The 25,204-nt window shown below is 50.9% G+C and carries 24 protein-coding genes, 1 tRNA gene and 1 pseudogene; 7 read left to right on the forward strand and 19 right to left on the reverse strand.

The features are described from left to right. On the forward strand, positions 1-79 hold a 79-nt coding region (locus tag ACJHYO_RS15810; protein ID WP_322967685.1), incomplete at its 5' end, for an IS3 family transposase. Between the two features lie 72 nt (positions 80-151). Here the strand turns inward: ACJHYO_RS15810 and ACJHYO_RS15815 are convergent. Genes ACJHYO_RS15815 through prmB form a run of 6 tightly spaced genes read right to left on the reverse strand, consistent with a single transcriptional unit; the run spans position 152 to position 4,701 of the window. Then, positions 152-430 carry a YfcL family protein gene (locus ACJHYO_RS15815; protein ID WP_000559761.1) on the reverse strand — a complete coding sequence of 93 codons (279 nt, stop codon included), beginning with the start codon at positions 428-430 and terminating at the stop codon, positions 152-154. A gap of 33 nt (positions 431-463) precedes the next feature. Next, positions 464-1,012, reverse strand: a complete 549-nt coding sequence (gene epmC, locus ACJHYO_RS15820; protein ID WP_001089235.1) for an elongation factor P hydroxylase — start codon at positions 1,010-1,012, stop codon at positions 464-466. Next, a complete protein-coding gene (locus ACJHYO_RS15825) occupies positions 1,012-1,821 on the reverse strand; it encodes a sulfite exporter TauE/SafE family protein (protein WP_000447366.1) in 810 nt (269 codons plus the stop codon). The genes epmC and ACJHYO_RS15825 overlap by 1 nt, the downstream gene beginning before the upstream one ends. Next, positions 1,821-2,645, reverse strand: a complete 825-nt coding sequence (gene mepA, locus ACJHYO_RS15830; RefSeq protein ID WP_001043805.1) for a penicillin-insensitive murein endopeptidase — start codon at positions 2,643-2,645, stop codon at positions 1,821-1,823. Before mepA ends, ACJHYO_RS15825 begins: the two co-directional genes overlap by 1 nt. A 3-nt stretch (positions 2,646-2,648) precedes the next feature. Further along, positions 2,649-3,734 carry a chorismate synthase gene (gene aroC, locus ACJHYO_RS15835; RefSeq protein ID WP_085455458.1) on the reverse strand — a complete coding sequence of 362 codons (1,086 nt, stop codon included), beginning with the start codon at positions 3,732-3,734 and terminating at the stop codon, positions 2,649-2,651. Positions 3,735-3,768: 34 nt separating this feature from the next. Further along, positions 3,769-4,701 carry a 50S ribosomal protein L3 N(5)-glutamine methyltransferase gene (gene prmB, locus ACJHYO_RS15840; protein WP_001306448.1) on the reverse strand — a complete coding sequence of 311 codons (933 nt, stop codon included), beginning with the start codon at positions 4,699-4,701 and terminating at the stop codon, positions 3,769-3,771. Positions 4,702-4,866: 165 nt separating this feature from the next. On the opposite strand from prmB, the gene smrB reads away from it, so the two are divergent. Then, on the forward strand, positions 4,867-5,418 hold the full coding sequence (smrB, locus tag ACJHYO_RS15845; protein WP_000730805.1) for an endonuclease SmrB: 552 nt from the start codon (positions 4,867-4,869) through the stop codon (positions 5,416-5,418). Positions 5,419-5,737: 319 nt separating this feature from the next. On the opposite strand, the gene ACJHYO_RS15850 is transcribed toward smrB, so the two are convergent. The 11 genes and pseudogenes from ACJHYO_RS15850 to ACJHYO_RS15900 all read right to left on the reverse strand — a co-directional run bounded on the left by ACJHYO_RS15850 (position 5,738) and on the right by ACJHYO_RS15900 (position 17,341). Next, a complete protein-coding gene (locus ACJHYO_RS15850; protein WP_410232510.1) occupies positions 5,738-6,580 on the reverse strand; it encodes a StfH/YfcO family fimbrial adhesin in 843 nt (280 codons plus the stop codon). A 1-nt stretch (position 6,581) separates the two neighbouring features. Continuing rightward, the gene (locus tag ACJHYO_RS15855) at positions 6,582-7,109 is read right to left on the reverse strand and encodes a fimbrial protein (RefSeq protein ID WP_085455460.1); all 528 of its coding nucleotides are present in this window, start codon (positions 7,107-7,109) and stop codon (positions 6,582-6,584) included. Beyond that, a pseudogene (locus tag ACJHYO_RS15860) lies at positions 7,106-7,584 on the reverse strand (fimbrial protein). Before ACJHYO_RS15860 ends, ACJHYO_RS15855 begins: the two are co-directional and overlap by 4 nt. Beyond that, complete coding sequence (locus tag ACJHYO_RS15865; protein ID WP_000642895.1) at positions 7,581-8,084, reverse strand: fimbrial protein; 504 nt, start codon at positions 8,082-8,084, stop codon at positions 7,581-7,583. The pseudogene ACJHYO_RS15860 and the gene ACJHYO_RS15865 overlap by 4 nt, the downstream one beginning before the upstream one ends. Positions 8,085-8,100: 16 nt before the next feature. Then, on the reverse strand, positions 8,101-8,853 hold the full coding sequence (locus ACJHYO_RS15870) for a fimbria/pilus periplasmic chaperone (protein WP_000120673.1): 753 nt from the start codon (positions 8,851-8,853) through the stop codon (positions 8,101-8,103). A gap of 19 nt (positions 8,854-8,872) precedes the next feature. Further along, on the reverse strand, positions 8,873-11,521 hold the full coding sequence (locus ACJHYO_RS15875) for a fimbrial biogenesis outer membrane usher protein (protein ID WP_001683094.1): 2,649 nt from the start codon (positions 11,519-11,521) through the stop codon (positions 8,873-8,875). 80 nt (positions 11,522-11,601) lie between these two features. Next, the gene (locus ACJHYO_RS15880; protein ID WP_000032640.1) at positions 11,602-12,168 is read right to left on the reverse strand and encodes a fimbrial protein; all 567 of its coding nucleotides are present in this window, start codon (positions 12,166-12,168) and stop codon (positions 11,602-11,604) included. A 565-nt stretch (positions 12,169-12,733) separates the two neighbouring features. Beyond that, positions 12,734-13,219 carry a phosphohistidine phosphatase SixA gene (sixA, locus tag ACJHYO_RS15885; protein ID WP_001195816.1) on the reverse strand — a complete coding sequence of 162 codons (486 nt, stop codon included), beginning with the start codon at positions 13,217-13,219 and terminating at the stop codon, positions 12,734-12,736. A 202-nt stretch (positions 13,220-13,421) separates the two neighbouring features. Next, entirely contained in the window at positions 13,422-15,566 is a 2,145-nt protein-coding gene (gene fadJ, locus ACJHYO_RS15890) for a fatty acid oxidation complex subunit alpha FadJ (RefSeq protein ID WP_410232512.1), read from the reverse strand. Then, positions 15,566-16,876: an acetyl-CoA C-acyltransferase FadI gene (gene fadI / locus ACJHYO_RS15895; RefSeq protein ID WP_000531977.1), complete on the reverse strand. Its 1,311-nt coding sequence runs from the start codon at positions 16,874-16,876 to the stop codon at positions 15,566-15,568. Before fadI ends, fadJ begins: the two co-directional genes overlap by 1 nt. Before the next feature lie 180 nt (positions 16,877-17,056). Continuing rightward, on the reverse strand, positions 17,057-17,341 hold the full coding sequence (locus ACJHYO_RS15900; protein WP_001296261.1) for a YfcZ/YiiS family protein: 285 nt from the start codon (positions 17,339-17,341) through the stop codon (positions 17,057-17,059). A 371-nt stretch (positions 17,342-17,712) separates the two neighbouring features. Here ACJHYO_RS15900 and fadL point away from each other — a divergent pair, with 371 nt between their 5' ends. Further along, complete coding sequence (gene fadL, locus ACJHYO_RS15905; RefSeq protein ID WP_001350318.1) at positions 17,713-19,053, forward strand: long-chain fatty acid transporter FadL; 1,341 nt, start codon at positions 17,713-17,715, stop codon at positions 19,051-19,053. A 61-nt stretch (positions 19,054-19,114) separates the two neighbouring features. On the opposite strand, the gene mlaA is transcribed toward fadL, so the two are convergent. Next, complete coding sequence (mlaA, locus tag ACJHYO_RS15910) at positions 19,115-19,870, reverse strand: phospholipid-binding lipoprotein MlaA (protein ID WP_000776774.1); 756 nt, start codon at positions 19,868-19,870, stop codon at positions 19,115-19,117. Between the two features lie 292 nt (positions 19,871-20,162). Here mlaA and ACJHYO_RS15915 point away from each other — a divergent pair, with 292 nt between their 5' ends. Together ACJHYO_RS15915 and ACJHYO_RS15920 are read left to right on the forward strand one after the other, a co-directional pair. Then, complete coding sequence (locus ACJHYO_RS15915; protein WP_000368123.1) at positions 20,163-21,095, forward strand: formate/nitrite transporter family protein; 933 nt, start codon at positions 20,163-20,165, stop codon at positions 21,093-21,095. Positions 21,096-21,170: 75 nt separating this feature from the next. After that, positions 21,171-21,245 (forward strand) — tRNA-Arg (locus ACJHYO_RS15920). A gap of 99 nt (positions 21,246-21,344) precedes the next feature. Here ACJHYO_RS15920 and dsdC read toward each other — a convergent pair. Continuing rightward, positions 21,345-22,280 carry a DNA-binding transcriptional regulator DsdC gene (dsdC, locus tag ACJHYO_RS15925; protein ID WP_001329887.1) on the reverse strand — a complete coding sequence of 312 codons (936 nt, stop codon included), beginning with the start codon at positions 22,278-22,280 and terminating at the stop codon, positions 21,345-21,347. 217 nt (positions 22,281-22,497) lie between these two features. On the opposite strand from dsdC, the gene dsdX reads away from it, so the two are divergent. Together dsdX and dsdA are read left to right on the forward strand one after the other, a co-directional pair. Continuing rightward, on the forward strand, positions 22,498-23,835 hold the full coding sequence (gene dsdX / locus ACJHYO_RS15930) for a D-serine transporter DsdX (RefSeq protein ID WP_000556041.1): 1,338 nt from the start codon (positions 22,498-22,500) through the stop codon (positions 23,833-23,835). Between the two features lie 17 nt (positions 23,836-23,852). Beyond that, complete coding sequence (gene dsdA, locus ACJHYO_RS15935) at positions 23,853-25,181, forward strand: D-serine ammonia-lyase (RefSeq protein WP_000426391.1); 1,329 nt, start codon at positions 23,853-23,855, stop codon at positions 25,179-25,181. Positions 25,182-25,204 lie beyond the last annotated feature (23 nt).

A 25,204-nucleotide genomic window follows, 5' to 3' on the forward strand; every position in this document is an offset into this window, starting at 1 on the left:
GAATCAAAAAAGAATAAAACTCAGTCTTGGGGGACTCAGCCCGGTAGAATACCGGACTGAGTATCAAAAAGCCGGTTAACTGAAACTGTCCAGGTTTTGGGGTTCAGTTCAATAAGCGTCGCATCAGGCATGGTGCTCCAGACGTCACAACTTACTGCTGTGAGGCCTGCTGAAACAGGTGTTCCCACATATCGGTCACCAGCGCCTGGTCACGCGGCGACAATTCACCGGCACCAATGGCTTTTTCCAGACTCTGGCTAACGGTTGTATGTACCGCCTGAGCGGAGTGGTCGTCACCACTTTCCAGTTCTGCGATGGCTAATGTCAGGTGGCCACGCAAATACCCACTGGCAAACAACTCATCATCACTGGCATGGTCAACCATACCGTCGATTAATGCCAGAATGCGTGATTCAAACTCCGCGATCATCTTCTTTCCTCATTGTAAAACGTGGCGCTGGCTTCAGTTGAGCGCTTCCGGCCACGGGAACTGTTCCGCCGTAAGTTCCGGCGTGTGATAATAATTTTGTAGTGCTTTAATGAAGCGTGCCGGACGTTCGGGAATGCCGTTTGCCAGATAATCCATCACCTGCGCATGTACCCGCCGTTGAAACACCACGCGGTCCGGTTCGAAATCCCCTTCCAGATTGTCGCAGCTAACATTAAACGGATATCCCGCTGCCACGCAGAACAACCAGTCCAGCGCCTGCGGCTTCACTTCAACATCTTCAAACTGGCTTTGTGTCTGGGCATCGCGTCCGTCCGGGCAATACCAGTAGCCGAAATCAACCAGCTCACGGCGCGCTTTCCCGGCAATACACCAGTGCGAAATCTCGTGGATGGCGCTGGCATAAAAGCCATGAGCGAAGACGATTCTGTTATACGGTACTTCCGCATCAGCAGGAAGATAGATCGGTTCGTCGTCGCCTTTAATCAGACGGGTATTAAATTCATCGGCAAAGCAGCTATTAAAAATCTCAATCAACTGCTCATAGTGGTGTGTACTGTTCATTAGTTCATCCCCAACCAGTGGAGGATCTCCTGTCCATGGCTATCGTAAAGTAATTTGGCACTCATCACCGCCGAGACGATAACGATCATCGGGCGGATCAGCTTTTGTCCTTTGCTCAACACCAGTCTTGAACCCATGCGCGCGCCGAGGAACTGCCCCACCAGCATCACAAAGCCCGTCGCCCAAATCACTTTGCCGCCGAGAATAAACAGCAGCAGACCGCCAATGTTTGACGTTGCGTTAAGTAATTTGGCGTGAGCAGTGGCTTTGGCGAGGTTGAATCCGCACAGCGTAACGAAGGCCAGCGCGTAAAACGATCCGGCAGCCGGGCCAAAGAATCCATCGTAAAAACCGACGCAGCCCCCCGCCACCAGCGCAAATGGCAGTCCATACATCCGACGCTGGCGATCTTCTTCACCCAGCTTTGGCATCAGCAAGAAATAGAGGCCGATACAAATCACCAGAATAGGCAAAATCTGCCGTAAGACATCGGCCTGAACATACTGCACCAGTAGCGCGCCGCTCATTGAGCCGACAAAGGTCATGGCGATATTGAGTTTTTGATCGCTTAAACTAACCACTTTACGGCGAATAAAGTAGATAGTGGCGGAAATAGAGCCACCGCAGGCTTGCAGTTTATTGGTTGCCAGCGCGTTAGCGGGAGACATCCCCGCCGCCATCAATGCCGGAATGGTGAGTAACCCACCGCCACCGGCAATCGAGTCGATAAATCCCGCCAGCATGGCGACAAAAAAGAGAACTCCCAGCAGCAGCGGGGAAACCATAAACAGGCTATTAAACGTTTCCATTAGATCACGTGCTCATCCAGTAGCGCCTGGCAGGAAGGCGGCAACGGAGGCGGTGTCTTCTTCTCAGGCTTTGTTGTTCCCGGTTTTGGAGGTTCAAACCAGCTTTGCAGTTCTGCCCCGCAACCATCGCCTGGTGGCGGTAAAGGTTGATCCTCACACTCCAGACTATCGGCAGGACAACGTAATCGTACATGCATATGCGCGCGATGCTGGAACCAGGGTCGCACTTTGCGCAACCAGTCGCGATCGGTGCCCGCATCAAGGCAAAGTTGTTGCTTAATCGCCGGATTAACAAAAATGCGCGTGACGTCTTTATCCTGGGCGGCGAGTTTGATCAAGCTGAAAATTTCTGGCTTCCACAGCGTCGGGACAACGTGTTTACCGTCGCGGGAAACTAAATCTAACGCTTGCGGGCGCAAGAGCTGCGCGGAGGTCCAGCGTGTTTTTGGCAGTTGCAGGAAGATATCGACATCCAGTCCGGTCTGGTGGCTGGCGTGACCGCCGTTGAAACGACCACCAGCAGGCATCCCCATATCGCCAATCAGCACCGTACCCATGCCCAGATTGCTCACCTGGCGACTCAGACGCTGGATAAACATCACCAGATCCGGGTGCCCGAAATAGCGACGCTGATCGGTACGCATGACCTGATAATGTTCGGACTGTATCGGCAACGTGTCAGCACCGACGATACAGCCATTAGAAAAACTGCCTATCGATTGTGCGCTACCCGGCACAGGTTGGGTTATTTTTTGCCACGGCGTCGCTGCCAGGCTGGCGCTACTGGCAAGCAGAGCCAGCAGCGCAATCGCGGTTTTGTTCATTTTTTACCAGCGTGGAATATCAGTCTTCACATCGGCATTTTGCGCCCGCTGCCGTAGCAGGTGATCCATTAAAACGATCGCCAGCATCGCTTCTGCGATCGGCACCGCGCGGATCCCAACACAAGGATCGTGACGGCCTTTGGTGATCATCTCAACTTCTTCGCCAAAGCGGTTAATAGTGCGCCCCGGCACGGTAATGCTGGAGGTCGGTTTCAGCGCCATATGGGCAATGATTTTCTGCCCGCTGCTGATACCACCAAGAATGCCGCCCGCATGGTTGCTCTGGAAACCGTCTTTGGTGATTTCGTCGCGGTTCTGGCTGCCACGCAGCGCTACCACGTCAAAACCATCACCAATTTCCACACCTTTCACCGCGTTAATGCTCATTAGCGCATGGGCGATGTCGGCATCCAGGCGGTCAAAGACCGGCTCGCCAAGTCCGGCGGGTACGCCACTGGCAACGACGGTGACTTTCGCACCGATGGAGTCGCCTTCTTTTTTCAGCGTGCGCATCAGTTCATCTAACGCGTCGATTTTGTCCGGGTCCGGGCAGAAGAATGGATTTTGCTCGACCTGAGACCAGTCTTTGATTTCCAGCGGAATGTCGCCCATCTGGGTCAGGCAACCGCGAATCTCAATGCCAAATTTCTCGGCGAGATATTTTTTTGCAATCGCCCCTGCCGCCACGCGCATGGCGGTTTCACGGGCGGAAGAACGTCCACCGCCGCGATAATCGCGCAGGCCGTATTTTTGTTCATAGGTGTAATCGGCATGACCTGGACGGAAAACGTCCTTAATCGCACTATAATCCTGAGAACGCTGGTCGGTATTTTCGATCAACAATCCGATGCTGGTGCCAGTAGTAACACCTTCAAAAACACCGGAGAGAATTTTGACCTGATCCGGCTCGCGGCGCTGGGTGGTATAGCGCGATGTCCCAGGGCGACGACGATCAAGGTCATGTTGCAGGTCCGCTTCCGTCAGCGGAATGCCTGGCGGAACACCATCGACGATGCAGCCGAGCGCCAGCCCGTGCGATTCGCCGAAGGTGGTTACGCGAAAGAGTTGTCCAATTGTGTTTCCAGCCATCACGGCTCCGTTATTGTTGTGTTTGCGTGTTTACTTAATCTTTATAAATCGCGAAATGTTCACGGGCCGCCAGCAGCTGCTCTTTGGTGAGCATAAACACACCATCGCCGCCGTTATCAAACTCCAGCCATGTGAACGGAACATCCGGATATTGTTCCATAAGATGTACCATGCTGTTGCCCACTTCACAAATCAGCACACCATCATCAGCGAGGTAATCTGCCGCGTTACCGAGAATGCGACGCGTCAGTTTCAGGCCGTCGGTGCCAGATGCCAGACCGAGTTCCGGCTCGTGGCGGTATTCGTTTGGCAGGTCGGACATATCTTCCGCATCGACGTACGGCGGGTTGGTGACGATCAGGTCGTACTGCACTTTCGGCAAGTCACGGAACAAGTCGGAACGAATCGGAATGACGTTGTGGATCAAACCGTGTTCTTCGATGTTCTGTTCAGCAACCGCCAGCGCGTCTGGAGAGATGTCCACCGCGTCGACTTCCGCTTCCGGGAAGGCATAAGCACAGGCAATGGCGATGCAGCCGCTACCGGTACACATATCTAAAATGTGTTGCGGTTGCTTGCTGATGAGTCCGGCAAATTTATTGTTGATCAGTTCACCAATCGGCGAGCGCGGCACCAGCACACGTTCATCGACGTAAAATTCATGACCGCAGAACCAGGCTTTGTTGGTCAGGTAGGCCACCGGAATGCGTTCGTTGACGCGGCGGATCACGCGCTCAACAATACGGTGTTTTTCGCTGGAAGTCAGACGCGCGGTGCGCATATCTTCCGGAATATCCAGCGGCAGATAGAGCGATGGCAGCACCAGTTGCACGGCTTCATCCCACGGGTTATCGGTGCCGTGGCCGTACCAGATATTTGCCGCGCTGAAGCGGCTCACCGACCAGCGCAACATGTCCTGAATGGTTTGCAGCTCATTTACTGCTTCATCAACGAAAATTTTATCCACGTATTCCTCCAGGGCATGGTCGCATTAATTTCGGCGGCTAGTTTGCCATGAAGATGACGATAAATCAGCATTCACGCGCGGTGAGTGAGGAAAAATACGTTTAAAACGATCGATTGTGCTACGAGTCGGGTAAACTGTAGGAAAATTAGAAATAGAGACAGTTAAATGAAAAAGAAAACAACACTTAGCGAGGAGGACCAGGCGCTGTTTCGCCAGTTGATGGCGGGGACTCGCAAGATTAAGCAGGACACGATTGTCCATCGACCACAACGCAAGAAAATCAGCGAAGTACCGGTCAAGCGGTTGATTCAGGAGCAGGCCGATGCCAGCCATTATTTCTCTGACGAGTTTCAACCATTATTAAATACTGAAGGTCCGGTGAAATATGTTCGCCCGGATGTCAGCCATTTTGAAGCGAAGAAACTGCGGCGCGGTGATTATTCCCCGGAGTTGTTTCTTGATTTGCACGGTCTGACGCAGCTACAAGCCAAACAGGAACTGGGGGCGTTGATTGCCGCCTGCCGCCGTGAACATGTGTTTTGCGCCTGTGTGATGCATGGTCATGGTAAGCATATTTTAAAGCAGCAAACGCCACTGTGGCTGGCGCAACATCCCCATGTAATGGCATTTCACCAGGCACCAAAAGAGTATGGTGGTGATGCGGCATTGCTGGTGTTGATAGAAGTAGATGAGTGGCTGCCGCCGGAATTGCCCTGAATATTTAAAGGTGGACGAGTCTGTCCATTTAGCCTTGAATACTGGCGTCTCAACCCTGGCGATAATGAACGTAATAATCGGGCATTAATTGAAAAACGTAAGCAGCTTTCCGACAGCCTTCTGTGGGCTAATGGCATTGCCCCTTCAGAGGGGCTTGAGGATGACGACCTGCTGCAAGCGGTTATCGACGAATTACTCACCCCCGTCGACGGTTATCTGGCACCTTTCGCTCCTGTGGTGGCGAATATTCTAAAAAACTGGATGACCGCATGACATAACGGACAACGGGGCCTGATGGCCCCGTTGTGTGGTGTATACGCTACAGCTCGTTGAGCGTGTACTGGAAGCGGCAGGTGGAATCAATCGGCTGGCGGCTGCTGGTATCGACACGCACTACCATGTCGTGCAGTTGCTTGTCAGTGATGGGATGCTGGTTGGGTGTGACCGTCACTTTCGAACTGTCACAGCCGGAGGTGGAGAAGGTGATCATTTGCGCCACAAAGCGGCAGTATGCACCTCGATCGTCCATCACGCTGCCGTCACAGAGCTTGCCGCTTTCCATCAAAAAGGTGGGCAGCGTTTTCTCAATCGTTCCACCCGTCGATTGCAGCGACAGCACTTTCGAATGGACAACATAATCTTCACTCCACGAAATATCATAAGCGGCGACGGAGACGGGGCATGATGAGTTATGCACTTTTGGCCCCACATATGGGGTCGGTACATCATACGGGAGAACACTATCAGTGTATGTTGAAACTAACCATGGGCACCCTTGTACAGGTCCATCGTGATACACGCTAAGGACCATATTCTCACAAATCCAATTCGTCCTACTCGATAAAGCATCATATGCTTCAAGTCCAACACAATTGGATTTTGCTACCTCATAGCCATCATCAACTGTCAACTCAGGTGCAGTCGTGTTACCGCTCCAACTGACTAAATCTAACTTTTCTGTTTGAAGCATACGACTGTGTTGCTTGTACACGCCATAGGCAACGCCTTCTGGCGTCAGAATTTCAAGATAGTAATGAATCTGGGTTGTAACAGCAGAAAATCCTATCGGAGTCACCAATGTTGAAATTTTCTTCGCCGCCAGCCCACCAGTACTTGAAAAGATCAGGACGAGTAAACAGGCCCAAAAACGCAGTATTTTCATCTTAAATGTACTCAAACGTTGCGGTTAAAAAAGCGGTAAACTCACCCATCGTCACTTCCCGCCCGCTTTTCGCCTGGAGCCAGGCATTAAAATTCAGATTGTTATTGCCGTTACTCAGCAAAAAGGTCGCGCCGCTGGTGTTGTTGATCGGCACCGCCGTTCCGTCGGTTTTTTCCATGCCAATCCCCACGCCCTGCGCCCCTGAGGACGCATCCAGCGCCAGAAAGCCGGGCTGTTCACTGTCTTCTGTACCGGTCAGCGTCACCCGGACTTCATACTGAGCTGGCCCTTTACAATCTTTCAACTGAAACACTACCGGCACCCGCGCCGACTGCCCGGTCACCATCAGGTCTTTACGGCTGATGGTGGGAAAATGCACCTCCGCCAGCGACTCGCCCTGAACGACTAACGTGCAGGACTTGCTGAGTAAATTGCCGTAGAAATGCAGGTTGTCAGCCGCCTGAACATGGGGCGTCAGCAGCACCGCCGCCAGTGCAGCCGCGCAGTGAGATATCCGTTTTAGGTTCATTGGTAATCCACCTGTAATGTTGCGTAGGCAGAAAAGGTTCCGTCGCTGAGCGCCGCATCATTGGCTTTCACCGGCACAGCTTGCAGCGTTGGCGGCGTTGACGGGTCAATTTTCAACGGTGTTCCCAGCTTAAACGGCTGGCCGTTTTGCTGTAGCTCAATCCCCAGGCCGCTAACGTCCGTTTCAATGGCGGAATCATCATAAGGGGTTTGGCTGCCCGTCCAGGTCAGGCTCATCTCCCAGGCGTCGTCGCGCACATCGGGGTCACATGTGATGGTGTAAGGCACATCCTGACGGAAATTATCGCCGTTAATGTTGTCGATAATGACGTTGCGAAACTCAACTTCGATCGTCTTACCATCGCTGATAGTACAGGCGGGCGGCGAAACCAGCGTGCCATGAAAAGTAACGTCGTTAATCGCGCCTGCGCCAGGCCAGCAAAACCGTAAATTAAGCACCATGCGAGTCGTTTCATTGGTAGTCCACCACCATGGTCATGGTCGCATTAAACTCCGATGCCATCAGTTCCACACCGCTCTGCTTCACCGGAACGGCTTCGAAGTCTGGCTGAGTATTGATGTTGAACGGCAGCCAGCTACTGTTACCCACTGCCACCAGCGAATGGTCAGCGGCATTCTGAATACGAATGCCAAAACCGCTGATTCCAGTACTCAGCACCGTTTCGCCGTTGATGGTCGTGGTGGTGGCCTGAAGCTGCATTTGCAGGTCGTCGCTGACACTGTTTGAGCAGTTCAGGGTGTAGCCCACTGGCTGACGGTAGTTGGCACCATCAATACTTTTAATAATCACATTGCCGAACTCCACCGCGCTTCCCTTTACCGAACAGGGCGGCGGCCCATCCACCAGCACGCGCAACGTCAAATTGACGATTTTGCCGCCCGCCATTGCCGGGAAAACGGTCACGCCACAGGCCAGCAATAGCGCGGCAGATCCGGTCAGAAAGAACGCTTTCATGTTGCTTCTCCCGTTATCAACCTTTGCTGCTTTGATCTTCATCCACCTTGCAGGTGTTCCCTTCACAACGGAAGATCAGCGGCATGCGCGCGCCGTAGTCGTTGATATAGGTCAGCACCGGGGCGCTCGCCATTTTTGCCTTTAACGGTTGTGACGTTTTCGGTGGCATCACCAGCGGTTTAAACCCGGCGGCAGTCAGCCCTTTCTTCTGTGTGCTGGCATCGCTGATGATGACGTGGTACGGCGTCGGGTTATTGACGGTATAGTCCTGGCCGCTGCGCGTGAGTGTGACCTTAAACTGCCACGGTTTTCTCATGTCAATCTTTTCCAGCGCCTTTGGTCGCCAGAACAGCTTGATGCGCGTTTGCAGCGCAATTTGCAGGGTGTTGGCTTTCCCGGACTTTGGCGGGATCTCACGCACGTTGTAGTAGAACAGGCTTTCTCGGTCGGACGGCAGCGTGTGAATGTCCGGCAGCGCCTGAATCTTCACCTGGCCGTTCATCATAGCGTCAATACGCTGCACCGGCGGCAGCACCGCCAGCGGCGAAGTGATTTTGTTGCCCTTCTCGTCTTCCAGCCAGCTTTGCGCCAGGTAAGGCAGCTTTTCGTTGTTGTTACGCAACGTCACGCTGATCGATTTATCGCTTTCGTTAAACACCAGACGGGTGCGATCCGGGGTGACCGATGCATGCGCCGTCAGGCTGGCGGTGGTAAGCTGTGCCATCAGCGCTGTGCTGACGAGCATTGGACAGGATAATTTATAAGACATTGATCGTTCCTTAATCAGATTATTGAGTTGCTGAAATTGACGTCGGCGCTTCCGTTGGTGTGACTTGCCGCGTCTGGCCCTGAATAACAGGCTTAATTTCTGGCGCTGAAGAATCAGGGGCTGCCGTTCCCTTTTGTTCACACGGCAACAACAGGCCGCTGAACAAATCGGCAGGTAGCGGCTTCGGCAATACGATCTCGCATTGTGCGCTGCCTTCCCAGAACACCATCATATGCTCGTCCGCATTGACCCCCGCCAGATAGACATTGCCTTCATCATCCACAATGCCAACCTGCTGCTGCTCGTCGTTTTTCACTTCCGCGCCAAACGGCGGGTAGCTACCGTCACGTAACCGCAGTACCGCCATCGCTTTTTGCCCGCTGATCACTTTGAATTTACGATAGCCGATTGCGCCTTCCGTCAGAGTCGCCTGCACCACCGACTGGGTGGCTTCCGCATCTTCCGGCAGGTTGTTTAAATCGATATACGCCTGATTGCGATAGTAGTTGTTAATATCGGCGACCACCGCCTTGCCAAACATATTGGTGTACACCGGCGCGCCGTTGCTTTCGACCGGCACGTTGGCAATCCCGTCGGCGTCAATCAGCAGGCGCGTGCCGCCCATGTTCTGGGTACGGTGCAGCGCCCCACCATGCGCGGTCAGCGTTGCCCCGCCCTGTAAGGCGATCCCCGCCGAACGGTATTCCCCTTCATGGTAGTTGGCGCTGAGATCAACCTTCGCCAGCGAACCGTCGTGGCTCAGATAACCATCCGCGCTGCCGTGCTGCTCGCTGGTGCCAACGTTAACCTGGTAGTGCGTTGCGTCATCGACGCGCTTAAAGTAACCGACCTGGCTGCTGTCCGACCCGCTGCCGTAGGAACCGTTGTAGGTCACGGTGCTGCTGTCGCTCCACGGAATGCTCATACTGAGGTACATCCCCTTATCCGCATTATCGTCATATTCGTAGCGATAGCCGGTCACCGAGATGCTCATGTTGCGAATGCTCCCCATATTAAAATAGTGGGAAAACATCAGGTTATAGTTTGTCTGTTCCGGGCGATCCCAGTAAGTACGATGGGAGTAGTTGAGATAGATCGAGACACCCGCAGCGGCAAAGTTCTGGTTATAGGTGATCGTATACATCTCTTTGTCGTTACCGGTCCGCGCCATGTCTGACTGGTTCGCGTCCAGATACTCGCTCATGGTCATGAAGTTCTTTTCAGAAAAACGGTAGCCTGCAAAGGTGACGCGGCTGTTGAGTTCGTCAAAGTCTTTGGCATAGCTCACGCGAAAGGAGTTGCCGTCCAGTTTTCCTTTGCCATATGCGCTGTCATGATCCAGGTTGACGTGCGAGTGAGTCACATCGAACGCCAGCGCGCCAAACTGTGCGAGGTCGCGCCCCACCCCCATCGCCGCCGACTGATAGTGTTTATCTGCCAGCGCACCACCGTAGAGCGACCAGCCATCTGCCACCCCCCATGACGCTTCTCCGCCGGAGAAAAAGCCGCCTTCGGTCTTGTGGTTCCAGTCTTCCGGACGCCCCATCATCACTTTGTAACGCACCTGCCCCTGGCGCGTGAGGAATGGCATAGATGCGGTCGTAACGTCATATTCCTGCACCTGACCATTCTGTTCTTCAACGCGGACGTGCAGTGTGCCGGAGACGGAGTCGCCGATATCCTGAATGCGGAATGGCCCGGCTGGAACCTGGGTTTCGTAAAGTACCCGGCCCATCTGGCTAATGGTGACTTTTGCACTGCTGTGCGCCACGCCGGAAACATCCGGTGCATAGCCGCGCAGGTTGGGCGGCAGCATCTGGTCATCGGTGCTGACGCTGCTGCCGATATAGTTAAAGCCGTCGAAAATATCGGAATTGAGATAATCTTCCCCCAGCGACAGCTTCGCTTTTAAAGAGGGCAAGGCTCGCCAGGCGTAATAACGACTCCAGTCCCAGTGTTTACTCGTTGTGCTGTTACTGCTGTCATCGTCGTCATCGTTGCTGCGGGTGTGCTGATAATCACTTTGCCAGTCTGCACGGAAACGCCATGCCCCCAGGTTCGCCCCAACGGTACCGTTGCCGCTGATATCATGTGAGTCCTCGCCCCCCTGCTCCTGGTGGCGAGTTTGCGCATTGAGGCTGTAGTCGGCAATCAGGCCAGGAATACCGTCGTCCCAACGTGAGGGAGGGTCCCAGTCGCTGCTGGTATATTCGAGGTAAGCCTGTGGCACTGTCAGCAGCAACGCCGACTGGCTTAAATCATTCTCGACTTCCATCCCGTCTAATTGCCCCGGTTTAAGGCATTCATCGTTGTGCGTCCACTGCAGGCTTTTTGCTATCCCTTCTTTCAGCCCCAGCGCCGCCACTAACTCAGGTGTCAGGCAGGCATAGTTTTTTGTTGGATCGTTTTCAGAGACGTACCAGTTAATGTCGTATTCATCAGAAAGGGGTTGTTTATTTATAAATACACGTAAATTATATTTACCCGCGTCGACATACCCTTTTTTTGAAAACTTACCGAGATCAATTTTCGTATCGCCCTTTAACTCAAGGAAACGGGGGTCAAATTGAATTGAATCATCAGCCCATGCATTGACTGACCCACCAGAGATTGCCAGCGCAATATAGCAGGCGATTCCCCGCAGCCGAAAATTTGAGTGATTAGGCATACACATATCCGTTTGTGAAACAGTCGTAAATCTGTTGCGTGTTGAATAACCCCACAGCAGAACGCTGTGGGGTTGTCACATCAGAGATAGGTAATCTGGAATGTGGTCAGGGTTTCGAACTGGCCGAGATCCGGCGCATCGGTTTCACCCACCAGCCAGGCTTTAAAGTTCAGCGTTTGCTTGTCTTTACCCTTGCTGGTTGAAGTATCCATCACGATTGGCTGAACAATCTTTTCGCCCACTTTATAACCTTTGCCATGGGTATCGCCGATTACCAGGCTCACGTGGTTCATGGCAACACCGCTGTCAACATTGAATAACGCATAGTTATCCGTGTTGGCTGGCCCCGCGTAGTTAGTACCGGTGAACGTGGTCTCCATGTTTGTTTCAGTGGTAAACACGCAATCCTGTAAACGGATCTGGAAATCTTTCGGTGTGGTAGTGCCACCGCCGGTCAGTTTAGCCGCACCGATGTCACCCATATCGACTTCCAGTTTGTGATCGTCTGGAACGATAGAGCACGGGGAGTCTTCAATGGTGCCGTAGAAGCGCGCGGTACCGTTGTTGCCTGCTGCAAAAGCAGAACTGGAAACAACTGCGCCCATGACCATCGCCGCAGCAATGGCTGTTTTGGCAAACTTACTCATTATTTGTCCTTAAATCATTAAGAGTTATAATATAAACACCTGACATAAAATTAATATATAGTATGCCCGATACTTATAGTTAGCCATTGAACATATACACTCCAATATAATCATAGAATGTAAACAAGTATTCTCTGGTGTGTCTGTATGTTGGTCTTATCTATAAAAAAACTCAATTTAGTAATACTTAAACACTTTATGTAGATTTTATTAATTAATACATCTACAAAATACTTTCACCACTTTCCAACAAAAAAACATGCGAATTATCAACAAAAAAACAAACCATTATAATCAACAAAAATGAATTGCTTATAAAGCACACTAAAAAATTATAATGACCTTACCATTATTTATTGCTAAAATTTAATATTAATTAAATCAATAAATATATATTCAAGACACAAAACCATTATCTTCTTTATTTTATTACGGGATTCAATAATGGGAAAATATAATAACTATCGAGAGTTGTTAAATATTAACAACATTTAGACAAGAAAAAGAATGATTGTATGACGGAGAAACTGCCCGGTGTACGCGCACGTAACCGGGCATTGATTGCTTAAATTGCTTTTGCCATCTTCAAATTACAAGGGCTCATTTGCCAGTTGAATTGGCCTTTTCCGCTTTCATCAAGCGTTACGCTGGCAATCGCTGAAGTGGTAAACATAGGCGGCGTTTCGCCCGGACATAACTCGGCAACCAGATACCCAACTAACGGTAAGTGGGAGATCACCAGTACCGAAGCAACACCTTCATTGGTCAACGCCTGCAAATAGGCACCGACCAGACCAACATCGCCGCAGGGCGTTAACTCCGGCAGAACTTCTGCACTGGAAGGCAGGTTCAGACAATCCCCTACTTCTTCCAGTGTTTGCTCGGCTCGCAGGAACGGGCTCACCAGAACGCGTTCGATTTCCACTTTTTGACCTTTCAGCCAGTTCGCCATCAGGCGAGATTCGTCACAACCGTTAGTGGTCAGAGGACGAACCGAATCACTGGCGGCATCGAGGGCTGCGTCGCCGTGACGCATGATAAAAACTTGCATATTGCACCGCTTTTGTTAACCAGATTCGCCCGTTTTCTTTCATCTGAAACCAGAGAAAGAAAACGGTGGCCGGCATTGTGCCTTATCCATTCACCGAATGAAACGCTGTTTTTTACCTCAATGGCGTAAGTATAGTCAATATGCGTTTACATTTTGAGCAACACTCCGCCATTCAGCGCGGATTCATATAACTTTGACCTTCTTATTGCAGGTCAGTTGCAGTTGTTTTCCAAAAACTTTCCCCACGCTCGCTCATCTCAACTAAACGATCGCAAGGGGTAAAACGGGAACCATACTGCGTGGCCAGTCGTTGCATTATTGCAACCACTTCGCCTGCGCCGAGAGAATCGATATAGCGGAACGGTCCACCGAGAAATGGCGGAAAACCAATGCCAAATACCGCGCCTATATCCCCGTCACGCACGCTACGGATAACCTGCTCGTCCAGACAACGTACTGCTTCATTCAGCATCAACATCACACACCGTTCAGCAACCTGCGGTGCGGAGAGTCGCCCCTGCCCTTGTGCGCCAATGAGCGGGTAAATGGCGGGATCGACCTGTTTTTTGCTTTTACGCCCTTTCTGACCATAAAGATAGAAACCCCGGCCATTTTTTCTGCCTTTGCGATCGTCGTTCAAAATTGAAGAAACAACATTTGCAGGCGCGCTAAAACGTTCTCCATAAGCGGCTTCCAGTACAGGAATAATTTTAGTCCCGGTGTCGATTCCTACCTCATCCAAAAGTTGGATTGGGCCTACCGGAAAACCAAATTTCACCAGCGCGGCATCGATATGCTCAATACGCTCGCCTTCGGTCAACATGCGGATAGCTTCATTGATGTAAGGCGCTAAGATGCGATTGACGTAAAACCCGGCTTTGTCACGCACGACAATTGGCGTTTTGCCCTGTTTTTTCGCCAGTTTTACCGTGGTGGCGATGGTTTGCGCCGATGTACTCGCATGAGGAATAATCTCCACCAGCGGCATTTTTTCCACCGGACTGAAGAAATGCAGGCCAATAACTTGCTCAGGTCGCGCGGCGTGAGCGGCGATATCGCCAATCGGTAAAGATGACGTGTTCGAAGCAAAGATGGTATGAGTAGCGCAATTTTTCTCCACTTCCGCCACCATCTGTTGTTTTAATTCGAGATTTTCAAACACCGCTTCAATAATCAGATCGCGATGGGCAAAGCCGCAATAGTCCGTCGTTCCGGAGATTAATGCCAGCTGTTTGTCACGTTCGCTGGCTTTGAGATGACGACGGCGAACTTTGCCCTCAAGCTGATCCCAACTGTACTTCAGCGCATGATTTATGCCCCGCGGGTTGATATCTTTAATTCTGACCGGAAGCCCCGCTTTACAAGCAGTGACATAAGCAATACCGCCGCCCATCAAGCCACCACCTAAAATCCCCACGCTGTTTAATGGCGCAGGCGGCGCATCACTGCCGGGATCTTTTTTCACTTCCGTACTGGCAAAAAAGATATTGCGCAGCGCCTGCGATTGCGGCGTCATCGCCAGTTCGCCAAACGCCCGTGCTTCAGCGTCATAGCCGCTGCTGGTGCCCTGCGCTAATCCCGTTTCGACAACCTCCAGGATGCGTTCTGTCGTCGGATAGTTACCTTGCGTTTTGTGTTCTGTTTTCTTACCGACCATTTTGAACAGCAGCGCACGACCTAACGGCCCCGCCAGAATACGCTCGCGTACAGGTAGAGGGCGTGAAGATGGGCGATCCTGCTTTGCCAGCTCAACAGCGGCTTCCAGCAATATGGAGTGCGGAACGACGTCATCCACCAACCCCAGCTTTACTGCCTGTTTCGCCCGAAGTTGTTTTCCGGTGAGGATCATCTCTAATGCTGTGCTGACACCTATCAGGCGCGGTAAACGCTGGGTACCGCCTGAACCGGGTAACAATCCAAGTTGTACTTCAGGCAAACCGAGCACCGTTTTAGGATCGTCAGTACAAACACGACCGTGGCACGCCAGCGCCAACTCCAGCCCGCCGCCCAGGCAAGCGCCATGAATAGCCGCGATAACCGGAATGGGCAAAGCATGAATCTCCGCCATTAACTGTTGCCCCTGCCGCGCCAGTACTTCCGCTTCTTGCGCCGTTTTGCAGTTGCCGATCATGTTGATGTCTGCGCCAGCAATGAAGTTGTCTGGTTTCGCGGAGACAAACACCACGCCACGCAACTCTTTGTTTTCACGGAGTTGCTTAATAATGGCGCGTACCTGCGAGGCAAATTCCGCCTTCAGGGTATTCATTTTCTCACCCGGTACGTCGATGGTGATGATAGCAATGTTGTCCAGACGAACATTAAGAGTAAACGCTGATGCCATTTCCATTATTCCGCCTCCAGAACCATTGCTGCGCCAAGCCCACCCGCAGCACAGGCGGTCACTAAACCAAATCCACCGCCGCGACGGCGAAGTTCATGCAATGTCTGGGTAATCATCCGCGCGCCGGTCGCTGCGAAGGGATGTCCATAAGCAATCGAACCGCCAAGCACGTTAAATTTGCTCTCGTCCACTTCGCCAGTGGCATGTGCACGCCCCAGTACGTCGCGAGCAAAACGTTCGCTACCCAGCAACTGAATATTGGCCAGCGTCTGGGCGGCAAAGGCTTCGTGCATATCGATCAATGTCAGATCGCCCATCGTCAATCCGGCACGTTCCAGCGCCAGCGGTGTTGACCAGGCTGGACCGAGCAACATGTCCTGCCAGACATCTATCGCAGTAAATGCGTAGCTGCGCAGATACCCCAGCGGTACCAGCCCTAATTCTTTCGCCCGGGATTCAGTCATCAGGATCACCGCTGCCGCGCCATCGGTCAGCGGCGTACTGTTCGCCGCCGTTACCGTCCCGTGTTTACGATCAAACGCCGGGCGCAGCTTTGCGTAATCAGCAAGAGAGGAATTACCGCGAATATTGTTGTCTTCGACAAGCGGTTGTTTATAAGGGGGGATAAAGGCAGTCATCACCTCTTCTTTGAGTTTACCTTCTGACCACGCCTGAGCGGCACGCTGATGCGAACGGTGCGCCAGTGCATCTTGCTGTTCTCGGGTGATGCCGTAGGTTTTCGCCATTTGCTCTGCGGTGTCCCCCATCCGTAATCCAGTGGAGTATTCCGCCACTGCCGGAGGCACTGGCATTAAGTCACGCAAACGTAAGCGAGAAAAAAGTTTCAGGCGCTGGCTCATTGTGCGGGCTTTGTTGACATCAACCAGTACGCGCGCCAGTTTTTTACTGACGCCAATTGGCAATACGGAAGAGGAATCTGCCCCACCGGCAATCCCCGCTCGAATAGTTCCCGCCATCAGGCTTTCTGCGACGTTTGCAACCGCCTGGAAACTGGTAGCGCAAGCGCGGCTAACGCTGTAAGCATCGGTATGCACATTCATTCCAGTACCGAGAACAATTTCACGCGCAATGTTGGGGGCTTCAGGCATCTGAACGACCTGACCGAAGACCAGTTGTTCAATCACTTCAGCGGGGATCTCGGTGCGTGCCAGCAGTTCGCCTACCACCATCTTCCCTAAATCAACCGCGGGAATGCCATGAAAAGCCGTCGCCTGTCGGGCAAAAGGCGTACGTAAACCGCTAACAATGGCGATACGATCGCCCTGGCGGGTAACCAGCGGTAAAACCTGACCCATAACACTCCCCTGTAAAAAAATAAATAAAGTGGTCTGACCTGATCATAGTCTTAACCATTTTTTTACATTTAGCCAAGTGGAGAAAAGGGAAAGTGGGAGCTATGACACAGAGAGAAAAGAAGAAGAGAAAAGAAAACGCCCCTGCCAGCAACTGACAGGGGCGTATGTACCCGAGAGGAATTAACGCAGACCCAGCTGGAAGATCAGCATTTCAGCTTCGCAGGCAAAAGTGAAATCGATATCCAGGCGCACACCGTCAGACTCTTCAGTGAAAGTCGGGGTGATTTTGCACGGTTCGGATTCCACGCTACGGGCTTTTTCAGTCAGCGCCGCCAGCGTTTGTTCTGCTTCTGCGCGGTTTGCAAACACACGGCTGTAAGACGCGGTGCAGTCGGAGTTGTCCATAATGGTGCCAACATCCATACAGCAGCAAACCGGGGTTTCATCAGCACTACATTTACTCATCGTTGATTTCCTCTGTATGTGCACCCAAGGTGCCAGATAAACGTTGTGGATATTTTACGCTTCCGGAAAGTGCTGCTCCAGTTGTTAATTCTGCAAAATCGGATAAGTGACCGAAATCACACTTAAAAATGATCTAAAACAAAATTCACCCGAATCCATGAGTGCGCCACCTCCCAATTTTGCCAGCTGGATCGCGTTTCTTAGATCATATCTGAAAAAAGATAGAAACATACTTGCAACATTCCAGCTGGTCCGACCTATACTCTCGCCACTGGTCTGATTTCTAAGATGTACCTCAGACCCTACACTTCGCGCTCCTGTTACAGCACGTAACATAGTTTGTATAAAAATAAATCATTGAGGTTATGGTCATGAGCCAGAAAACCCTGTTTACAAAGTCTGCTCTCGCAGTCGCAGTGGCACTTATCTCCACCCAGGCCTGGTCGGCAGGCTTTCAGTTAAACGAATTTTCTTCCTCTGGCCTGGGCCGGGCTTATTCAGGGGAAGGTGCAATTGCCGATGATGCAGGTAACGTTAGCCGTAACCCCGCATTGATTACCATGTTTGACCGCCCGACATTTTCTGCGGGTGCGGTTTATATTGATCCGGATGTAGATATTACCGGACATTCTGATTTAACCGGTCAGAGTGCAAATGCTAAAAATATCGCACCGACAGCATGGGTACCTAACCTGCACTTTGTTGCGCCTATTAACGATCAGTTTGGTTGGGGAGCGTCAATAACTTCCAACTATGGCCTGGCTACGGAATTTACCGACAACTACGCTGCTGGTATCTATGGCGGTAAAACCGATCTGCAAACAATCAACCTTAACCTTAGCGGGGCTTATCGCCTTAACAATAGCTGGAGTTTTGGTCTTGGTTTTGATGCAGTTTATGCCAAGGCAAAAATTGAGCGTTACGCCGGTTCGCTGGGGCCATTGTTGTCTCAACAGTTGATTGCCCAGGGTGTACCCGCTTCATTAACCAATGGTATTAATACTCCGGACTCTCAAATTGCTCATTTGAAAGGTGACGAATGGGGCTTTGGCTGGAACGCGGGTATTCTTTATGAACTGGATAAAGATAACCGTTGGGGGCTGACATATCGTTCAGAAGTTAAAATCGACTTCGATGGGGATTACAAAAGCTCCATTAACCCAAATCTGAACAATATTTTGGGTAACATGGGCTTACCGTATGGCACGATGGGGGCAACCCAAAATGGATCCTTAACGCTGAACCTGCCTGAGATGTGGGAGATTTCTGGTTATAACCGTGTTGCGCCGCAGTGGGCAATTCACTACAGCATGGCCTATACCAGTTGGAGCCAGTTCCAGGAATTGAAAGCGAAAGGCGATAGTGGTCAGACTCTGTTCTATAAAGATGAAGGATTCCGGGACGCGTATCGTATCGCGTTGGGTACAACCTACTATTATGATAAAAACTGGACCTTCCGTACCGGTATCGCTTATGACGACAGCCCGGTTCCGGCAGATAAACGTTCTATTTCCATTCCTGACCAGGATCGTTTGTGGTTAAGTGCTGGGTTAACCTACGCATTTAATGAAGATGCATCCATTGATGTTGGCGCATCTTATATGCATGGTCAGAAAGTGAAATTCACCGAAGGTGAAGGAGCGGCAGCTTATTCCTTCGAGTCTGAAGGTAAAGCCTGGCTGTTCGGTACTAACTTTAACTACGCGTTCTGATAACGCGTTAGCTTAATAAGAAAAAAGGTGAGTTTTGCGACTCACCTTTTTTGTTTGTTTCTTATTCAGAATCGATATCTTTTAAATCATCCTGAATCGCTTGCGCGTTCGGATTTTCCTGCGGTTTGAGTTCACCGCCATTAGCGATGAAATCATGACGCTGGAAGTACGCTTCACGCACCATAATATAAGGATCGGAGGACTGACGCAGCAGACCGTCGGAATCCAACAACTGCGCACGAGTTTCTATCCCTTCAAGCGTCCATTTACCCACAGACATCGGCCAGGTCAGCCAGGAAAGAACCGGGTAAAGACTATCCGCCATATCACCACCGTCATCACGCAGCGTGAAGCTACCGTAGAACGGTAACTGAACGTACGGCCCATAACCCACACCATAATGACCAAGCGTACTACCGAAGCGGTGAGGTTCAGTCCGTTGCAGTTTCGGGTTCGCCATCCCTGCAACATCAATAAAGCCGCCCATTCCCAAAATGGTATTCAGGAAAAAGCGGGTAAAGTGGACCATCCCCTGATAAGGGTCGCCCTGCAAGAAGTAGTTAACCATCACCGCAGGTTCTTCAAGGTTGCCGGTAAAGTTGCTCAAACCGTTACGCGCAGGTTGCGGAACATAATCACGCCAGGCGACAGCGACCGGTCGAACAATATACGGGTCTAATACATTGAAGTTGAAGTTGTACATAGTGCGGTTAAACCCTTCTAACGGGTCAGAACGCCCTTGCTGATCTGTACCGGAACTCGCACACCCCACCAGAAGCGTAGTTCCCAGAGCAAGCGCCGACAGGCGAAGCTTCATAAATGTCTCCCTGTTTTTTATGGCTTATGCAGTTTGCCATCCATGACGGAACGATACCGTATCCGCCTGTTTAGGTGTGGGCGATTGTAACAGCACGTCAACTGATGTCCAGACGCCCTGATTTGCTGATTTGATCATAGCCTGGTAATCGCCGCCCTGTAGGCTACTTGATTCAATAGAAACAGAAAAAGGCAAACGCGGCCTTTTCTACATTTTCAGAGTAACTCCCGCCAGTTGCGAGCAAAAAAGCCGCTACGCTTTAGCTATACGTGCTAATTCAAGAGAAGAGACCATGGACAACGACAAAATTGATCAACACAGCGACGAAATTGAAGTTGAGAGCGAAGAAAAAGAGCGCGGTAAAAAAATAGAAATAGATGAAGACCGACTCCCCTCCCGGGCGATGGCAATTCATGAGCATATCCGCCAGGATGGTGAAAAAGAGCTGGAACGCGACGCAATGGCGCTACTGTGGTCAGCCATTGCGGCGGGCCTGTCGATGGGCGCTTCGCTACTGGCAAAAGGGATATTTCATGTCGAACTGGAAGGCGTGCCGGGCAGCTTCTTGCTGGAGAATCTCGGTTATACCTTTGGTTTTATTATCGTCATAATGGCCCGCCAGCAATTATTTACCGAAAACACCGTAACTGCGGTACTACCCGTCATGCAAAAACCGACAATGAGCAACGTCGGCTTACTTATGCGGTTATGGGGCATCGTGCTGCTGGGTAATATTCTCGGGACAGGTATTGCTGCGTGGGCATTTGAATATATGCCTATCTTCAATGAAGAAACTCGCGATGCATTTGTCAAAATCGGCATGGATGTGATGAAGAACACCCCCAGCGAGATGTTTGCCAACGCGATCATTTCCGGCTGGCTGATCGCCACTATGGTATGGATGTTTCCTGCAGCGGGTGCGGCAAAGATTGTGGTGATTATATTGATGACCTGGCTTATTGCCCTGGGTGACACCACCCACATCGTTGTCGGTTCTGTTGAAATCCTCTATCTGGTGTTTAACGGCACGCTGCACTGGAGCGATTTCATCTGGCCCTTTGCACTACCTACTTTAGCGGGGAACATCTGCGGCGGCACCTTTATCTTTGCGTTAATGAGTCATGCACAGATTCGTAACGACATGAGCAACAAGCGCAAAGCAGAAGCACGTCAAAAAGCAGAACGTGCGGAAAACATTAAGAAAAATGATAAAAACCCGGCATAAATGGCGAGGGTTTAAGCAATCGAGCGGCTGTGTACTTACCCCGTAGTCCATTAGCGGGTATACTCATGCCGCATTGTCCTCTTAGTTAAATGGATATAACGAGCCCCTCCTAAGGGCTAATTGCAGGTTCGATTCCTGCAGGGGACACCATTCTTGTGTTTATCCCTAAAACCACGTAAAAACCGTAAATTATTAAATTCGCACTAGCAATGCCGAATAAGGCACACCAGGAACTCGTGGTCTTATTCATTATGAAGTGGTTTTTACCTGTTCTCTTAACCAAGTAATAAATGCCTCAATTTTTGGCCACTGCCTGCCCGGTAATGTAGTGATGTAATAATGCTGATGGCATTTCACCGTCATATCGCCAAACGGCGCGACGAGCTCACCACTGGCAAGCCTTTTTTGTACCAGACGTTTCCTTCCCATCGCCACCCCAATATGATTCATCGCGGCGATAACGGCTAAATCAGAGCGATCAAAGCCAATTCCAGAAGATGTTGGCAAATTAACCGCATAATGTTGCGCCCAACTATGCCATTCATCCGTACCGGAGTCGTTGCTCCATGCCTGTCTGTCATGGAGCAACGTACAGTGGCGCAGGTTAATTACCTGGTTGGTTAAAGCATGTCTTTGAGCGTATTCCGGGCTACATACAGGCAAGATTTCTTCATCCATCAGAAAGTGATGAGCCAATTGCGCTGACGGCGCATCATCAAAGTAGATCGCCAAATCGATTCCGGCACGTTGCAAATTGACATTGTCATTACCAGTGAGCACGGTGAGCGAAATAGACGGATATCGGCGTGTAAAGTCACCTAATGCGGGCACCAACCAGCATTGGGCGATAGAGGGCCGGGAATACAGCGTTAACGTTCCCGATAATTCCTGATTTTTGATATCAAGAATTTCCTGGTTCAGGGTATCCAGCGACGATTTTAGCGCCCAATAAACGCGTTTCCCCTCGTGCGTTAATTCCACTTTGCGATGGGAACGAACAAACAACTGAATACCTAATTCTTCTTCCAGCTGATTGATACGGTGACTTACCGCACTGGGGCTCAGCGACAATTCCTCTGCCGCAAGGGCGAAGGACTGATGCCTGGCTGCCACTTCAAAAGTATGCAGTTTTGATAGTTGCCAGCCGTTAAGCAGTCGATTTCTTATTTCACGAAGGGGTTCCATAATCACCTCATTTTTCTCTTAAGTGTAAAAAAATAGCGGCAAAATTTCAGCTGTAAGGTGAGCTAAAGTGAACCATATCTCAATTCACCTTCATTTTTAGATGTAAATCACTCCCTTGATGCAATTTAGCTCATGTGAAAGGCAAATTTTATCGTTTGTCAGCCTGCGTTGTTTTTTTGTCCAATATCATCAGGTTAATCACAGGGGAAGGTGAGATATGCACTCTCAAATCTGGGTTGTGAGCACGCTGCTTATCAGCATCGTGTTAATTGTACTGACCATCGTGAAGTTCAAATTCCACCCGTTTCTGGCGCTGTTGCTGGCCAGCTTCTTCGTGGGAACGATGATGGGTATGGGACCACTGGATATGGTAAATGCTATTGAAAGTGGAATTGGCGGAACGCTGGGGTTCCTTGCTGCGGTTATCGGCCTGGGCACGATACTGGGAAAAATGATGGAAGTATCCGGGGCCGCAGAAAGAATTGGTCTGACACTTCAACGCTGCCGGTGGCTTTCAGCTGATGTCATTATGGTGCTGGTTGGCCTGATTTGCGGCATCACGCTGTTTGTTGAAGTGGGCGTCGTGCTATTGATTCCTCTGGCTTTTTCAATTGCCAAAAAAACCAATACCTCATTGTTAAAGCTGGCCATTCCGCTGTGTACCGCATTGATGGCAGTGCACTGCGTGGTTCCCCCACATCCGGCTGCTTTATATGTTGCCAATAAGCTGGGCGCAGATATCGGTTCGGTGATCGTCTACGGTTTGCTGGTTGGGCTGATGGCATCACTGATCGGTGGCCCACTTTTCCTTAAATTTCTGGGTCAACGACTGCCCTTTAAACCTGTACCCACAGAGTTTGCCGATCTCAAAGTTCGCGATGAAAAAACACTACCTTCATTAGGCGCAACGTTATTCACCGTACTGCTACCCATTGCGCTGATGTTGGTTAAAACGATTGCCGAATTGAATATGGCGCGTGAGAGTGGTTTGTATACCTTGCTTGAGTTTATTGGCAACCCTATCACTGCCATGTTTATCGCCGTGTTTGTCGCCTATTATGTGTTGGGTATACGTCAGCATATGAGCATGGGGACGATGCTCACACATACGGAAAATGGTTTCGGTTCTATTGCTAATATTTTGCTGATTATCGGGGCCGGAGGCGCATTCAACGCCATTTTAAAAAGCAGCAGTCTCGCTGATACGCTGGCAGTTATTCTCTCTAATATGCATATGCACCCGATTCTTCTGGCCTGGTTGGTGGCACTTATTCTGCATGCTGCAGTGGGCTCCGCTACGGTGGCAATGATGGGGGCAACGGCAATTGTTGCACCCATGCTGCCGCTGTATCCCGACATCAGCCCGGAAATTATTGCGATTGCTATCGGTTCAGGTGCGATTGGCTGCACGATCGTTACGGACTCGCTTTTCTGGCTGGTGAAGCAATATTGCGGCGCTACGCTCAATGAAACATTTAAATACTATACGACAGCGACATTTATCGCTTCGGTCGTCGCTCTGGCGGGCACATTCCTGCTGTCATTTATCATCTAAGCGCAAAGAGACGTACTATGGAAAACGCTAAAATGAATTCGCTCATCGCCCAGTATCCGTTGGTAGAGGATCTGGTTGCTCTTAAAGAAACCACCTGGTTTAATCCTGGCACGACCTCATTGGCAGAAGGTTTACCTTATGTTGGCCTGACCGAACAGGATGTTCAGGACGCCCATGCGCGCCTGTCTCGTTTTGCGCCGTATCTGGCAAAAGCATTTCCTGAAACGGCTGCCGCGGGGGGGATTATTGAATCAGAACTGGTTGCTATTCCTGCTATGCAAAAACGGCTGGAAAAGGAATATCAACAACCGATCGCCGGGCAATTGCTACTAAAAAAAGACAGCCATTTGCCGATTTCCGGCTCCATAAAAGCACGTGGCGGGATTTATGAAGTCCTGGCCCATGCTGAAAAACTGGCTCTGGAAGCGGGTTTGCTGACACTTGAGGATGATTACAGCAAACTGCTTTCCCCGGAGTTTAAACAGTTCTTTAGCCAATACAGTATTGCTGTGGGATCAACCGGAAATCTGGGGTTATCAATTGGTATTATGAGCGCCCGCATCGGCTTTAAAGTAACGGTGCATATGTCTGCTGATGCCCGCGCCTGGAAAAAAGCGAAACTGCGCAGTCATGGCGTTACTGTCGTGGAATACGAGCAAGATTATGGTGTTGCTGTCGAGGAAGGACGTAAAGCAGCGCAGTCTGACCCGAACTGTTTCTTTATTGATGACGAGAATTCCCGCACGTTGTTCCTTGGGTATTCCGTCGCTGGCCAGCGTCTTAAAGCGCAATTTGCCCAGCAAGGCCGTATCGTCGATGCTGATAACCCTCTATTTGTCTATCTGCCGTGTGGTGTTGGCGGTGGTCCTGGTGGCGTCGCATTCGGACTTAAACTGGCGTTTGGCGATCATGTTCACTGCTTTTTTGCCGAACCAACACACTCCCCGTGTATGTTATTAGGCGTCCATACCGGATTACACGATCAGATTTCTGTTCAGGATATTGGCATCGACAACCTTACCGCTGCCGATGGCCTTGCGGTTGGTCGCGCATCGGGCTTTGTCGGGCGGGCGATGGAGCGTCTGCTGGATGGCTTCTATACCCTTAGCGATCAAACCATGTATGACATGCTTGGCTGGCTGGCGCAGGAAGAAGGTATTCGTCTTGAACCATCGGCACTGGCGGGTATGGCCGGGTCTCAGCGCGTGTGCGCATCAGTAAGTTACCAACAGATGCACGGTTTCAGCGCAGAACAACTGCGTAATGCCACTCATCTGGTGTGGGCGACGGGAGGTGGAATGGTGCCGGAAGAAGAGATGAATCAATATCTGGCAAAAGGCCGTTAATAACGTTTCAACGCAGCATCGCC

The sequence above is a fragment of the Escherichia sp. WS1118 genome, assembly GCF_046487695.1.
Classification (GTDB): Bacteria; Pseudomonadota; Gammaproteobacteria; order Enterobacterales; family Enterobacteriaceae; genus Escherichia; species Escherichia coli.